At 61.6% G+C, this 13,559-nt stretch carries 14 protein-coding genes; 9 read left to right on the forward strand and 5 right to left on the reverse strand.

Features of this window, described 5'->3' with window-relative positions; all coding sequences use genetic code 11:
* Both KBT70_RS10020 and bla read right to left on the reverse strand, forming a co-directional pair.
* On the reverse strand, positions 1 to 315 hold a 315-nt coding region (locus KBT70_RS10020), incomplete at its 3' end, for an SDR family NAD(P)-dependent oxidoreductase (protein ID WP_296632227.1).
* 228 nt (positions 316 to 543) lie between these two features.
* Complete coding sequence (bla, locus tag KBT70_RS10025) at positions 544 to 1,428, reverse strand: class A beta-lactamase (protein WP_296632230.1); 885 nt, start codon at positions 1,426 to 1,428, stop codon at positions 544 to 546.
* A gap of 186 nt (positions 1,429 to 1,614) precedes the next feature.
* Here bla and KBT70_RS10030 point away from each other — a divergent pair, with 186 nt between their 5' ends.
* The 5 genes from KBT70_RS10030 to KBT70_RS10050 all read left to right on the forward strand — a co-directional run bounded on the left by KBT70_RS10030 (position 1,615) and on the right by KBT70_RS10050 (position 7,452).
* Positions 1,615 to 2,511, forward strand: a complete 897-nt coding sequence (locus KBT70_RS10030) for a LysR family transcriptional regulator (RefSeq protein WP_296632234.1) — start codon at positions 1,615 to 1,617, stop codon at positions 2,509 to 2,511.
* Positions 2,512 to 2,770: 259 nt separating this feature from the next.
* Positions 2,771 to 3,388 carry a TetR family transcriptional regulator gene (locus KBT70_RS10035; protein WP_296632238.1) on the forward strand — a complete coding sequence of 206 codons (618 nt, stop codon included), beginning with the start codon at positions 2,771 to 2,773 and terminating at the stop codon, positions 3,386 to 3,388.
* Positions 3,389 to 3,442: 54 nt separating this feature from the next.
* The gene (locus KBT70_RS10040) at positions 3,443 to 5,674 is read left to right on the forward strand and encodes a prolyl oligopeptidase family serine peptidase (RefSeq protein ID WP_296632240.1); all 2,232 of its coding nucleotides are present in this window, start codon (positions 3,443 to 3,445) and stop codon (positions 5,672 to 5,674) included.
* Between the two features lie 156 nt (positions 5,675 to 5,830).
* The gene (locus KBT70_RS10045) at positions 5,831 to 6,250 is read left to right on the forward strand and encodes a GNAT family N-acetyltransferase (RefSeq protein WP_296632241.1); all 420 of its coding nucleotides are present in this window, start codon (positions 5,831 to 5,833) and stop codon (positions 6,248 to 6,250) included.
* 287 nt (positions 6,251 to 6,537) lie between these two features.
* Positions 6,538 to 7,452: a CPBP family intramembrane glutamic endopeptidase gene (locus tag KBT70_RS10050; RefSeq protein ID WP_296632243.1), complete on the forward strand. Its 915-nt coding sequence runs from the start codon at positions 6,538 to 6,540 to the stop codon at positions 7,450 to 7,452.
* A 157-nt stretch (positions 7,453 to 7,609) separates the two neighbouring features.
* Here KBT70_RS10050 and KBT70_RS10055 read toward each other — a convergent pair whose 3' ends face one another.
* Positions 7,610 to 8,656, reverse strand: a complete 1,047-nt coding sequence (locus KBT70_RS10055; RefSeq protein WP_296632244.1) for an alpha/beta fold hydrolase — start codon at positions 8,654 to 8,656, stop codon at positions 7,610 to 7,612.
* Positions 8,657 to 8,733: 77 nt separating this feature from the next.
* Positions 8,734 to 9,588, reverse strand: a complete 855-nt coding sequence (gene map, locus KBT70_RS10060) for a type I methionyl aminopeptidase (RefSeq protein WP_296632245.1) — start codon at positions 9,586 to 9,588, stop codon at positions 8,734 to 8,736.
* Positions 9,589 to 9,704: 116 nt separating this feature from the next.
* Between map and KBT70_RS10065 the strand changes: the two genes are divergently transcribed.
* The 3 genes from KBT70_RS10065 (at position 9,705) to KBT70_RS10075 (ending at position 10,720) form a co-directional block, all read left to right on the forward strand.
* Entirely contained in the window at positions 9,705 to 9,911 is a 207-nt protein-coding gene (locus KBT70_RS10065; RefSeq protein ID WP_296632246.1) for a ParD-like family protein, read from the forward strand.
* Complete coding sequence (locus KBT70_RS10070) at positions 9,860 to 10,258, forward strand: helix-turn-helix domain-containing protein (protein WP_296632247.1); 399 nt, start codon at positions 9,860 to 9,862, stop codon at positions 10,256 to 10,258. The genes KBT70_RS10065 and KBT70_RS10070 overlap by 52 nt, the downstream gene beginning before the upstream one ends.
* Before the next feature lie 228 nt (positions 10,259 to 10,486).
* Positions 10,487 to 10,720, forward strand: a complete 234-nt coding sequence (locus tag KBT70_RS10075; protein ID WP_296632248.1) for a hypothetical protein — start codon at positions 10,487 to 10,489, stop codon at positions 10,718 to 10,720.
* Between the two features lie 358 nt (positions 10,721 to 11,078).
* Here the strand turns inward: KBT70_RS10075 and KBT70_RS10080 are convergent, their stop codons facing one another.
* Positions 11,079 to 11,924: a LysR family transcriptional regulator gene (locus tag KBT70_RS10080; protein WP_296632249.1), complete on the reverse strand. Its 846-nt coding sequence runs from the start codon at positions 11,922 to 11,924 to the stop codon at positions 11,079 to 11,081.
* Positions 11,925 to 12,024: 100 nt separating this feature from the next.
* Between KBT70_RS10080 and KBT70_RS10085 the strand changes: the two genes are divergently transcribed.
* Positions 12,025 to 13,335, forward strand: coding sequence for an aspartate aminotransferase family protein (locus tag KBT70_RS10085; protein WP_296632252.1), 1,311 nt, complete (start codon positions 12,025 to 12,027; stop codon positions 13,333 to 13,335).
* Positions 13,336 to 13,559 lie beyond the last annotated feature (224 nt).

Raw genomic sequence — 13,559 nt, forward strand, 5'->3', positions numbered from 1 at the left:
CCGCTCCCATTCGTCGAATTTGAGGGCGGACATGGGCGACAGCGGCATCACGCCAGCGTTGTTCACCAGCACGTCGATGCGGCCCCAGAGGTTGAGCGCGGTTTGCGCAAACTCCTGCATGGAGCCTAGATCGGTGACATCGAGCGACCACGTCGCGACCTCGGCACCGGTGCCGCGCAGATCCTCTGCGATGGCGTCCAGCCGATCCGTGCGGCGCGCGCCCATCAAGATTTTCGCGCCCTGCGCTGCAAGCGTGCGCGCGATGCCTTCGCCGATGCCGCTGGAGGCGCCGGTAATCAGAATGACCTTGTCCATGGTTTACTCCTTATCTGACTGTTGCAAAGAGCAAGATGGACGCAGACCATTGTGAACGGTATACCGTTATCGCTGGACTGGTTGGTTAGCATCACGCGACAATGGGGGCGTCCTATGGACTTGAACTTGCTGCCACTCCTGCTCGCTGTAGCCGAAGAGCAGAACTTTCGCGCTCCGACTTGCGTCAGTGGAGAGGGCCGCGCCACGTTGGGCGCGGCCGCGACTATCTCACCGGCTTGTCACGACCTGCATGACGGCTTCGGACAACTCGATCACCGCGCCGTTGCGGGTGTTGAAATCGGCATCTGCATCCGACAGGAAGATGGTGATGAAGTAGGGCTCCTGATCCGGAGGCGTTACCATCGCCACGATGTTGCGGTTGAAATTGCCGCTGCCCGACCTGTCCGCGACATGCCAGCCTTCCGGCGTGCTTGCGCGGATCAGGGCGCCGGTGACGCCCCCTTCGCTCATCCAGTCGACCAGTTGCGCGCGCGATTGCGGTGTAAGGGCGTCGCCCGTCAGCAACGTCTCTATCGTCGACGCCATCGCTTCGGGCGTGGTTGTATCGCGCGGGTCGTCCGGCGCGAAGGTGTTTACCTCCGGCTCGCGGCGGTCCAGCCGACTCACCGGATCGCCGATCTCGCGCAGAAATGCGGTCACGCTTTGCGGTCCTCCGATCCGGTCGATCAGCAGGTTTGTCGCCGTGTTGTCGCTCATGTCGAGCGCGGCGTGGCATAGTTCGCCCACGCTCATCGTGTCGCCGATCATCTTTTCGGTGACAGGCGCATACTCGAGGACATCTGCCACCTCAATCGCAATCCGTTCGTCAAGGTCGAGGTCGTCCTCATCGACACGATGCAGGACGGCGCCGCACAGCATGGTCTTGAAGGTGCTGGTCATCAGGAACCGTTCCTCGGCACGATGGCTAACGGACCAATCCGAGCCGCTGTCGCGGATCACAAGACCGACGCGCGCGTCGAGCTCTTGTTCGATGCGGTCGATGGTTGCGGCAAGGTGTAGTTCCGGGTTCTGGCCAAAGGCAGGGGCACCCGTCAGCAGTGAGAGGGAAAGCCCGGCAGCCAGTAGAGGCAGCGAAGTGGCGTGCGTCAACATGGGTTCATCCTTGTCTGAATTGATGGCGCACGGCACCGCTTTGTCGCCTAGACAAGGCGAGGGATGACGAGCGGCCATCAAGGGTTGGAGTTTACGAGACACCAATTTATGTCACGCCTCACCCCTTAGTTTGCTGCTTTACGGCCATCAAACGACAAAGTATCACACTAGACATTAGCTGGAGTAATGCCGATGGATCGCCCGGACCTGCCTCTGAACGGACTCCGCGTGTTCGAGGCGGCCTACAGGCAGGGCAGTTTCACCCGCGCCGCCATAGAGTTGCGTGTCACCCAAGCCGCGGTCAGCCATCAGGTGGCAAGGCTCGAGGATCGGCTCGGCGTCACATTGTTCGTGCGCGCATCCGGCGGATTGGTGCCGACGGATGAGGGCAGGGCGCTGTACCCTGTTCTGGAACACGGCTTCGACGCAATGGCGCGAACGCTCGACCGCATTACCGGACATCGCCACATCGAGACGTTGAAGATCGGTGTTGTCACGACTTTTGCCGTCGGTTGGCTTTGGCCGCGTTTGCCTGAATTCCGGCGGGAGTATCCGTCGATTGACCTTCGCATCTCGACCAACAACAACCGCGTCGAGATCCTGCGTGAGGGACTCGACATGGCGATCCGCTATGGCAGCGGTTCCTGGACCGGACTTGAGTCTGACGTGCTGCTAGAGGCTCCGCTCGCACCGCTATGCGCGCCGTCGATGGCCAAATATCTGACGACCCCTGAAAACCTCGGCCGCGAGGTTCTGCTGCGGAGCTATCGCAGCGATGAATGGCCGCGCTGGTTCGCAGAGGCAGGGGCACCCTGTCCACCGCTGACCGGTCCGATGTTCGATTCCTCGCTCGCCATGGCCGAGATTGCATCGGATGGCGGGGGCGTGGCGCTCCTCCCGGTGGAAATGTTCACGCGCCGCATTGCGGATGGGCGGTTGGTTCAGCCGTTCTCGACGATGTTGTCTGCGAGTAGTTATTGCCTGACATGGCCTGCGGACCGACCGCCTACCCCTGCCATGGGAGATTTCAGAAACTGGTTGCTTGCTGCATCGGCAGAACCGGTCACAGGTACCAGTGCCTAGCACCTGCATCTACCAGCACTTCGGGATCGCCCAATCTGAGGGCTCTGGCAGTCCGCGGGCATGATCTGGCTTGGTTATTGATCATCGTGGAGCCTGGCGAGCCAAAAGAATAGCCACCCTCTTGCACTCGCTGTCACTAAGTGACATCTAGTGCTCGTGTCACTTAGTGACACGGTGGTGTGGGTGTTGCGAAACTGTTCATTTGCCCGAAGAGAAAGACAACCCACTGGCACCATCGTGAGGGAACGGAGGCCGCAGAGTGACAGACGGATCGAGACTAGAGGACGCGCGGCTTGACGTATCCCGACACGCAGCAAGGCTGTTCTGGGAGAAGGGCTTCGATGCGACCAGCGGTGACGACATAGCCGCTGCGGCTGGCATCTCGACGCGCACTGTCTGGCGCTACTTCCGATCCAAGGAAGCCTGCGTCGAGCCGGTGTTGAAAGTCAGCGAATTGCGCTTCGCGGCACTTCTCGGCCAATGGCCGAAAACCGAGAGCATCGACCAATTCCTGGCCCGGTCCATGACGGCATTTGTCTCTGACGATGCCTTCGTCCGGGACAGCATTGCCGCCGTCCGCATCCTCGCAATCCTGCATCGCGAGCCGGCCCTGCGCTCGGCCTGGCTCATGGCGTGTCACGCTGCGGAGATGGAGCTAATCGGCGTCGTCGCCGACCGTGCGGCGCGGACTGCGGACGATTTCGAGGTCAGGCTCTGCGCCGCTGCCATCACAGCGGCGATGCGCCTGGTGGACGAAGAGATCAGCGCGGCCGTGATCAACGGCGGTATTCACGTGACGTCAGAGGAGGCGACGGCCCGCATCATTTCGGCGATCCGGGCAGCCGCGACACTCCCCATCTGCGACGCCGTCGCCTGACGGCGGCAGCCCACTCAGGCCAGCGCGTCCGAAAGAAAAATAGGAAACATCACCATGACAGCACAAAGCAGCCGGCCCGCCGGAGACACAACCATCCGCCAAACGCGCCGAAAACTGGCCGAGCGACAGGGGCGGCGCTCGATGACGATGCACCTTCTTCGAGGGACCGCCGCGGCGCTGCTCCTGTCCATCGCCCCGGCTGTTGCACAGGAGAACCCACCGATGACCTACCCGGAAACACGTCAGACCGATACCCAAGAGGTGCATTTCGGCGTCACTGTCGCCGACCCATTCCGCTGGCTGGAGAATGATCCGCGCCAGGATGCCGAGGTCGCGCAATGGATTGCGGCGCAGAACGCCGTCGCAGCGCCCTATCTCGAGGGTCTTTCCGGGCGGGATGTCTTTCATCGCAGGCTGACGGCGATGTTCGACCACGAAACTTTGACCCCACCGGTCGAGCGCGGCGGCCTCTACTTCTTCACCCGCAACGGCGGGCTCGACAACCAGGCGCAGCTTCTGGTGCGCGAAGGGGCTGACGGGGCGAACCGTATCCTGATCGACCCGAACACCTGGTCAGAGGACGGCACCGTGGCGCTGGCCGACTGGGCCGTCTCGCCCGATGGCGCGTTCGTGGCTTTTGCCATGCAGGACGGCGGGTCGGACTGGCGGACCATTCGGGTGAAGAAGACATCGACAGGCGAGATCCTGGACGACACGGTGGAATGGGCGCGGTTCACCACGATCGCCTGGCATCCCGATGGGTCGGGGTTCTACTATTCCCGGTTTCCCGAACCCGAGGCAGGGGCAGCCTTCAGCGCCGGCGTCGAAGGCCATGCCGTCTATTTTCATCGACTTGGTTCGCACCAGTCGGAAGATCGGCTGATCCATGCGGCGACGGCGGAACAAGCTCTGTTGCATACTGTCGATGTCACACCTGATGGCCGTTACCTGATCGTCTACACGTCCGCGCTGACGGGGGGCGTTGCGGTCACGGTGACGGACCTGTCTTCCGCCAATCCCGCGCCTGATACCATCATCGAAAGCTACGATGACCGTTGGCTCTTGCTGGGCAACGTCGGCACGAAACTCTTCTTTGCAACGCAGAAAGGTGCGCCTCGGGGTCGGATCGTAACGATGGACCTCTCGGAGGCGCAGCCCGAGTTTTCGGAAGTGATCCCGGAACGGCCCGATGCAGTCTTGCGCGAAGGCGGATCCGCGATGCTGGGCGACCGGATGCTGCTGTCCTACACGATTGATGTCCAGTCGCAGGCTGAGCTCTACACTCTAGATGGAACGTTCGAGGGCACCGTCCCGCTGCCGGGGCCCGGCAGCACCGGCCTCGTCCACGGCCGTCCCGGTGCGAACGAGGCTTTCTTCGCCTTCACCAGTTATGATGCGCCGCTGACCGTCCTGCGCCTTGACGTCGATGCAAACCGCACGACGGTCTGGGCCGAACCCGAAATCGCAGTCGATCTCGACACGATCACGGTCGAGCCGCATTTTTACGCCTCGCTGGACGGCACGCGGGTGCCCCTGTTTGTCGTTCGGCGCAAAGACGTTGACGGTCCGGCGCCGACAATGCTGAATGCCTATGGTGGTTTCGGGATCAGCATGGTGCCACATTTCTCGCCAGCCGCCATGGCCTGGGTCGATCAGGGCGGCGTCTACGCAGTGGCGAATATTCGTGGCGGTGGCGAGTACGGCCAAGCGTGGCACCATGCCGGCCGGCGCGCCAACAAGCAGAATGCGTTCGACGACTTCATCGCCGCCAGCGAGTATCTGATCAACCAAGGCATCACGCCTTCCGATGGGCTTGCGATCCATGGCGAGTCCAACGGTGGGCTGCTGATCGGCGCCGTTGTCAATCAAAGACCGGACCTCTTCGCGGCAGCCCTGCCGGGGGTGGGGGTGCTCGACATGCTGCGTTTCGATCGCTTTACAAGCGGCGTTACTTGGGTTGAGGAGTTTGGCAGCCCTGCCGTCGAGGAAGAGTTCCAAACCCTTCTATCGTATTCGCCCCTCCACACAATCCGCGAGGGTGCGCGCTATCCTGCAATTCTTGTCACGACGTCGGATACGGATAACAGGGTCGTTCCCGCGCATTCTTTCAAATATGCGGCCACGTTGCAGGCCGCCGACATCGGGAACAGGCCGCATCTTCTGCGTGTGGAAACCCGCGCCGGGCACGGGACCGGCAAGCCAACTAACATGGTGATCGCAGAGTTCTCCGACATGTGGGCCTTTGCGGCCCACTGGACCGGGCTCGAGGTCAGGGAATTCGACTGAGCAAATCAGGAAAGAGCGCCCTCGCTTTCAGAGGCTGCGCAACAATCCGGCTACCTGACCGATACGTCCGGGGAAGGATGAATGGATCACCACGGTCCCGGTTGCCGGTGCAGCTATCTCCTGATTTTCGCCAATTACCGATGAAAGGACACCTCAATGACCGAAATCCATCCAGCCAATAGTTCCGAAGATGAAGCACGAGGACGCATCTTGGCGCTACTCGATCAACATTCCAAGGCGGCCGGGAAATCATTCAAGTCCGAGATGATGTTATTCGAGGCGCATGAAGACGGTCGTTACCTCGGTGGTCTTGCTGCCCGTTTTTCGCTTGATCTGAAATGGGTGTTCGTCGAGCTCTTGGCCGTGGCCGAGGAGGGCCGCGGCAAGGGGATCGGTGGCCAGCTGATGGCGCGTGTCGAGCAGGAAGCACGCCTGCGAGGGATGGACGGCATATGGCTCGACACATTCTCGTTTCAGGCCCCTGAGTTCTACAAGCGCTTGGGCTACAGCGAATTTGGCCGGATCGACGGTTATCCTGAGAACGAGGCAAGGCTCTTTTTTGTAAAGCGGCTCTGAGATCCGAAGGTCGAGCCCTTCTGCAATGATTGGCTAAAACTCGGTGTTGAATGCTTTCCAAGCGTTTTGGCGAAGGGATCAGGATCTGGATACGAGTATCAACCCCGCAGATTTCCGCTGGGGTCGAGCTTGACATGCACCGGGTGCTCCAACGGGTTTCTACTGCACAGAGGACATCATCCACAGAACCCAAAGCGGGCCGCGATTGGGTAGGGCGCGGCACAACGCTCCTCTGGGGTGGACTGAAAGAAAGGAAGATAATGCGTAGCAAGAGCGATTGTTGGTTCATGGAACCTGACGAGATTATACGCGTACCTCGGGTTCCTGCCGACTTGGAATACCATCGCGTCTACGCGGGCGAAAAACGGAAGATCGGCCGAGGATTCGTCGCGATCATCCTGCTATTTGCGGGTCTCATTGTTTTCGCGCAACTATGCCTCGCCGTCGCCTCTACGGTCGACACCCACATCCTTGGGCGGACAGGCTTCACGCCTCTGATGCACGCTGCGGGGGCCCTTGCTTTGGCTCTACTCATTCCATACAGCATGCTGCTTCAGCGCTGGCTCTATGGAATTCCCGCCCGCTCCCTGCATTCGGTGGCAGGACGATTCAGGTTCGGGGTGGTCGGCCGTGCGTTGATTGTATTCGGCCCCTTGCTCCTCGTCGTCCTGTCCGTCGGATTTCTTCTGACACCCGGTTCCAGGGTCCCATGGAGCACGGCGGATCTGGTCGCGTTCTTCATCATCGGTATGACGCTCACCCCGCTGGCTGCCGCGGGTGAGGAATACGGACTTCGTGGCTTGATGTTCCGCGTTGTTGGCAGCTGGACACGCGGACCCATTTCCGGCGCAATCCTAGGGATCTTTGTCACGACGGTCTTGTTCTCGCTTTTTCACGGTACCTTGGACCCTTACATCCTTGGCTCGTATCTCGTGCTTTTCGGTGCAATGGCCATCATAACCTGGAGGACGGGGGGCCTTGAGGTCGCCGTCGTGCTGCATGCGGTCTACAACGTCAGCGCCATTGTCTTGGCCACAGCGCTCCATCTCGACCTAGGAGGCGACCTGAGCAGGCGCGGTGAGATCGCCGGAACCCCCGCCAACCTCGTGCCGAGCGCCGGGCTTGTCGTCATCACCGCAATCGTCTGGTGGACCACGCGTAAGAGCGGACCGGCGCGGACGCCGGCGATATCGAGCGCGTGATCTGTATCGGTGAGCTCCGGAATTGCCTGCAGCACGTTGCAATCAGGGGTTTTCGGAGATCGAGAGGAAACCCTTTGCATGAGCATGCTTCTCCCTGTTTCCAGATCGACGCGTTGAACGCGACTGCTCCGCGCGTCGCGAGATGCTTCTCTTGGGTCTAGTCTGGCATGATCGCGTCAACGAAGTCCACAACCGCATCCACGACCGAGGAATCAATTGGCATGGTCGTGTCGGCGTAAGTCGCGAGGTTCGCCGAGGGATCTTCGGATGCCACGGTCTTGAGGACGTGATTGACTTCTGAAAGCAATGCGAGGGTCGCATCAGGTGTGGCATCTGCCAGCATGCGTGCGTCCGCCACGCTGACTTGCAGGTCGCGCGTGCCTTGCAGAACGAGCACGGGAACCTCGACACGGGCTGCCAGTTCAATAGGGTCGTAGGACATTGCGTCGATCAAGAAGCCCTGAACCTCTGCGCCAAAAAGGGGCCGCAGGGCGGGACTCATGGTGCCCGCATCGACCCGATCGCCGCGCTTTAGCGTCGCGAGTGCCGCCTCGGCCTCCTTCAGGTAAGGCGCATTCGCGGGGTTGGCGCGCAGCTGCTCGCCGATCACTTCGTCCAAGGGTCGGCCGATGCTGGCGATCAAGATCAACCCACAAGCATCCGGCATACGCGCAATTGCCGCCAAGGCGACCAGTCCGCCCTCGCTGTGCCCAATGGGAATGACGCAGCGCGTGCCGTCCTCCGCGGGCAACCGCTCCCGGATAGCGGCCGTCCAGGCAAGAAGATCGTCGCCATAGCTTGCGATCGTCACATCGTTCGGGTCGAGGATGGCGCCCTTGGATCCGAACATGCCGCGCTTGTCGATGCGCACCGATGGGTAGCCCCGCTCGGCCAGCGCTTCGGCAAGCAGTCTGTAGGGCGCTGCCGCGATGCCGAGAGGCGAATTGCCGTCGCGGTCAGTGGGTCCCGAACCGGGCACGACCAGAAACACCGGCACGTCCGCCGGAAGCGGCCCACGCTGGGTCGGTAGGGTCAAGGTTCCCCTGAGGGGGCCAATCGGGCCCGATGCGGTCAGTTCTTCCTCTATCGGCATGCTTTCTCCTGTGTTCAAATCGCCGCCTGTTTGGGCGCTCACGGGCGATGTCATTGCGAATCCAAGCGATACGGCAAACAGTCGGGCGATGATGACGAGCGAAGGTTGCATGGGGATGATGCTCCATGAATTTTCTGACTAGGGAATGGGCAACTGCGCGCCGCAGTCCTGCGAAGAGCTCAGATCGCTCAGGTTTGTGCAACCGCCAGATCGACCCCCGGCGCATGCAGGCTCTGGTGCGAGAGCGTGAATATCTCGAATCCTTCCGCTGTGACCCCGATCGAATGCTCGAATTGCGCCGACAATGACCTGTCCCGCGTCACGGCGGTCCAGTCGTCAGCAAGCATCTTCACGTCGGGCCGTCCGAGGTTGATCATCGGTTCCACGGTAAAGATCATCCCTTCCCGAAGTTCGGGTCCTGTGTTCCGTCTGCCGACATTCAGGATGTTCGGAGAGTCGTGAAAGACCCGTCCGATGCCGTGACCGCAGAAGTCGCGGACGACGGAACACCGCTGCGACGCCGCGTAACTCTGGATGGCATGACCGATGTCACCCAACCGAGCGCCGGGACGAACCGCCCGGATGCCCCGCATCATTGCCTCATGCGCGATACGGATCAGCCGCTCGGCGGCTCTCTTGGGTTTGCCCACGGCGTACATGCGGCTGGCATCACCATACCAGCCATCAAGGACAAGCGTCACATCCACGTTCACGGTATCGTCCTCGCGCAGCTTTCGCGCCGTGGGGGCACCGTGGCACACCACGTGATTGACCGACGTGCAGCAGGCGTATTCGTAGCCCTTGTAGCCCAAAGTGGCCGGTCGGGCGTCATGTGTCGCGGCGAAGTCGAGCACGAAGGTGTTGATCTCGGACAGCGGAGTTCCGTCCCGGACAAGGGCGGCGATCTCGTCTAGGCATTGGGCGGTCAGGGCCCCTGCGCGGCGCATGCTCGCGAAGGCGTCCGGCCCGTAGAGCTTGATGCGTTCCGTCCGCCGGGCGCTCTGCGCGGGCGGAGCAACAGGGACGTTGATGTAAGTGACCACCCGGTGTCCCTTCTTTGTTGGTGAATCTTCTTGCCGGCGCTGCCCGATTGACGGACCATCACACCGAATATGCGTTTCGTATATGATTCGTATAATTGGGGAAAGGAGAGATCCGGATGGGCATCGTCAAGATCGCCGAGGACCTGCATGAGGAGCTGCGCAAGTCGAGCACCGTCATGTGCCGTTCGATCAACGCTCAGGCCGAGTTCTGGATGAAGGTCGGCATGTTGGCCGAGGCGAACCCTGGCTTGTCCTACACCGAAATCATGGCTTGGCAACGCAAGCTGGCCGATGTGAAGGTGCCCGAGATCGACGCCGCCTGAGAGGCTCATTTTTCGGCCAGACTTGCCAAATCCGCGGCGGCGTCCCTCAAGGCCATTCGACCCTTGTCCCTTGTCTCTGCCTCGATGCCGAGGCTTCTCGACAGCCAGGCGAATGCCAGACGCCGCGTCGCTTCAAGCGTGTCGGGGACTTCGGCCTCTGTCTCCATTGCGTCCAGACCGCGCGGGACCTTCTCTCGCGCGGAGACCTGACCAACGCCGAAATCGCGCATCGGGTCGGCTATGGCTCGGCCAGCGCCTTCGCTATGGCTTTCGTCCGCCATGAAGGGAAACTGCCCGGTGTCGTCGCCGAATGGCACGGAAATGCGCAACGCGATGAGGATGTCTGATCCGACGCCGTCAACGCGCGCCCGCTCAGGCGATCCCAAGGACTGACCGCACGCCCAGCAGGTCGACGCCAGCCTCCTGACCGCCAGTTGACGCAGGGAGAACTCGGCAATTTCTGAACTGCGCCATGTTCCTGCAATCTTCGGCTGCATCTTGCGCGGCGACAGAGGTTCGCTGCGATGCGGACAGCCGTCGACCACGAGCAAACAAGAGCCCGAAAGGAAAACTCAATGCAAGATATCTCTTTGTCACACGGTCTGCGAACGACTTCGCGCCTTTTCGTCGTGGCAGCAGTCACGGTCTTGGTGGCCGGGTGCATGCAGGACGACTATTCTTCGTCAAAAAGGTTAGAGAGGGCCCAACTGCAGAACCTGACCAGCGAGACCGCGCTCAATGCCCAGATCATGACCGATCGGGCGCGCGAGCAACGCTGCGACCGCGATCCAAACCGAAGCGAGTGCTGACGTCGTCAGGATCTTGGGCGTGATCCACCACGTTGACCGCGCTTGTGACGCCAACTGAAGAGTTGGAAGTCGCCTAAGGTAGCGGGTCATGCACCAATCAGGGCTGGATCATGTCAGACTGAACGCGTGGAACGGGCGTCGGCGTCTAAAGCCCGAATGCGCCCGTTCCGCTATCTGCAAGGGCTGTTTTCCGGATGGTTTCGGTCCACCTAGACGGGGAATTCTGCCGAGATCTACGTCGCCTCAGTTCGCGGGGTGAGCTCACCTCTTTCCACCATGGATGGTCGAACGGGGTCTCAAGCCCGTATCGATCTTCGACGTCACCGATTTATTTTCGCGAGAGAAACCAAGATTCTCGTTACTTCAGGTTCAGCGCGACAAAGCGGCCGAAGGAGCGGATCGCAGGGGACAAGCGCGTGGAGGCGTAAGCGAGCGAGATGCCGATTTTGGGCAGAGGAGGCAATCCCTTGTCGATGATGGAGAGGTCGCTGGGCACGGCGGCGCGGGTCGCCACGCTGACCGCGAGGCCGGAGCGCGCGATAGCCAGCAGGCCGGAGAGCCCGTTGCTGGCATGGGCCACGCGATAGAGACGAGAACTTGCATCCATCGCGCGGCGAGCCTCGATATGGTCGAGGGAGTCGGGTGCGGCGAGGGCAAGCGGCAATATCGGCTCCTGCAGCAAGGCTGGCGCGTCGGTCGACGCGATCCAGACCAGCGGTTCATAGCGAATGACGTCGGACGGGTCCGCCGTGCCTGGCAGGGACAAAAGCGCAAGGTCGATGCGGCGGCGTTGCAGGAGCGGTCGCAGTTCGACGGTGGGGGCGCTGATGATCTCGATCTCGATACCGGAATGCGCGGCGCCGTAGCGCCGCAGCAGGTCGGGGAAGAAGGCAGTCAGGTAATCCTCGGGGCAGCCGAAGACGATCGAGCCGCGGAGGTCGTCCTGCCTGATCAATCCGAGCGTTTCGTCATGGGCGGCAAGGACACGTTCGGCGCCGGGAAAGAAGCGCTCCCCCGCCACTGTGAGAGCGACGCCGGAACCGGTGCGGTGAAAGAGTTCCTCGCCCACGAGGGCCTCCAACCGCTTGATCTGCAGGCTGACCGCTGATTGCGTACGTCCGATGCGTAAGGCGGCGGCGCGCATGGAGCCGGACCGGGACACGGTGATGAAACTGCGCAAAAGGGCGATGTCGAGATCGGGCATATGAGGTTTTCTCAATTCAGAGTAATAAAGAATGAATTATACTTGAAGGTCAATCGGCGTTAGCTCTTGTCGCAACTTTTTCCACCGAAGGGATGGTGCAATGCCCGACTCGAGTCGACACTCCGCTTTCTGGTCCGATGTGGACAGCCACGTGATGCGCTACGGCCCGGTGTTCGAACGGCGGATCATCGACCGCGCTGAGGGGTGTTTCGTCTATGACACTGACGGCAAGGCTATCCTCGATTTTACCTCGGGGCAGATGAGTGCCTTGCTGGGGCATTCGCACCCGGAGATCGTCCGGGTAATTCGCGAGCAGGCAGGGCGGCTGGATCACCTTTTCAGCGGCATGCTCTCACAGCCGGTGGTAACGCTATGCAGCCGGCTGGGCCGCATGGTGCCGGGGCTGGAGAAGACTATGCTGCTGTCGACGGGTGGCGAAGCCAACGAGGCGGCGATCCGGTTGGCGAAATGCGTGACCGGCAAGCACGAGATCGTGGCGTTTACCAAGAGTTGGCACGGCATGACGGGGGCTGCGGCCTCGGCCACCTACAGTGCAGCGCGCAAGGGGTACGGCCCGGTGACGGTCGGCTCCTTCGCGATCCCCGCGCCACATGCCTATCGGCCGCGCTTCACCCATGACGATGGCAGCCTGGACTGGCAGACGGAGCTGGACGACGCCTTTGCGCTGATCGACGCGCAGTCGACGGGCAGCCTTGCGGCCTTCATCGCCGAGCCGATCCTGTCGTCGGGCGGGATCATCGAGTTGCCAGAGGGCTACCTAGCCGCGTTGAAGCGCAAGTGTGAGGAGCGCGAGATGCTGCTGATCCTCGATGAGGCGCAGACCGGGGTGGGGCGTACCGGCACAATGTTCGCGTTCGAGCGGGACGGGGTTGTGCCGGATATCCTGACCCTTTCAAAGACTTTGGGCGCGGGGCTGCCGCTGTCGGCGGTAATGACCAGCCGGGAGATCGAGGAGAAAGCGCACGAGCGCGGGTATATCTTTCTGACGACACATGTGTCCGACCCTCTGCCCGCCGCCGTGGGGCTGGCCGTACTGAATGTGGTGGAGCGCGAAGTGCTGATTGCTAGGACAACGCAGGCCGGGGCGGTGCTGCGCGACGGCCTTCTGGCGCTGCAGCAACGCCATGGTTGCATCGGAGACGTGCGCGGACGCGGCTTGTTGCTGGGGTTGGAGATCGTGACCGACCGAGAGAGCCGCATGCCGGACCTCGAGATGGGCGACCGGATTGCCGAGGCGGCGATGGAACGTGGTTTGAGCATGAACATCGTCAAAGTACCCGCCATGGGCGCGGTCTTCCGGATCGCGCCGCCGTTGACGGTGACGGATGCGGAGATCACGCAAGGGCTGGATATCCTGGGCGAAGCGCTGGAGGTGGCGGGCCGGCGATAGGCCAATTGCAAGGTGGCAGGCTCTTGTTCGGTGCCGGAACCGAATGGATCGTCCGGCATCGGCGGACCTACGTGAATGCGATCAACTCCTCAGGTCGACCGCACGTTCTTTTATTCCTTGAGCCCGGATCGGGCTGCTGAATTGGAAGAAGCCGCGGCAAAAGCGGGAACTCCCGGGAAGTCCGCTCCTATGCTTCGGTTGCTTGACGCCCCTTACGACTTTGC

It is taken from the genome of Roseovarius sp. (assembly GCF_018066915.1).
Taxonomy (GTDB): Bacteria; Pseudomonadota; Alphaproteobacteria; order Rhodobacterales; family Rhodobacteraceae; genus Roseovarius.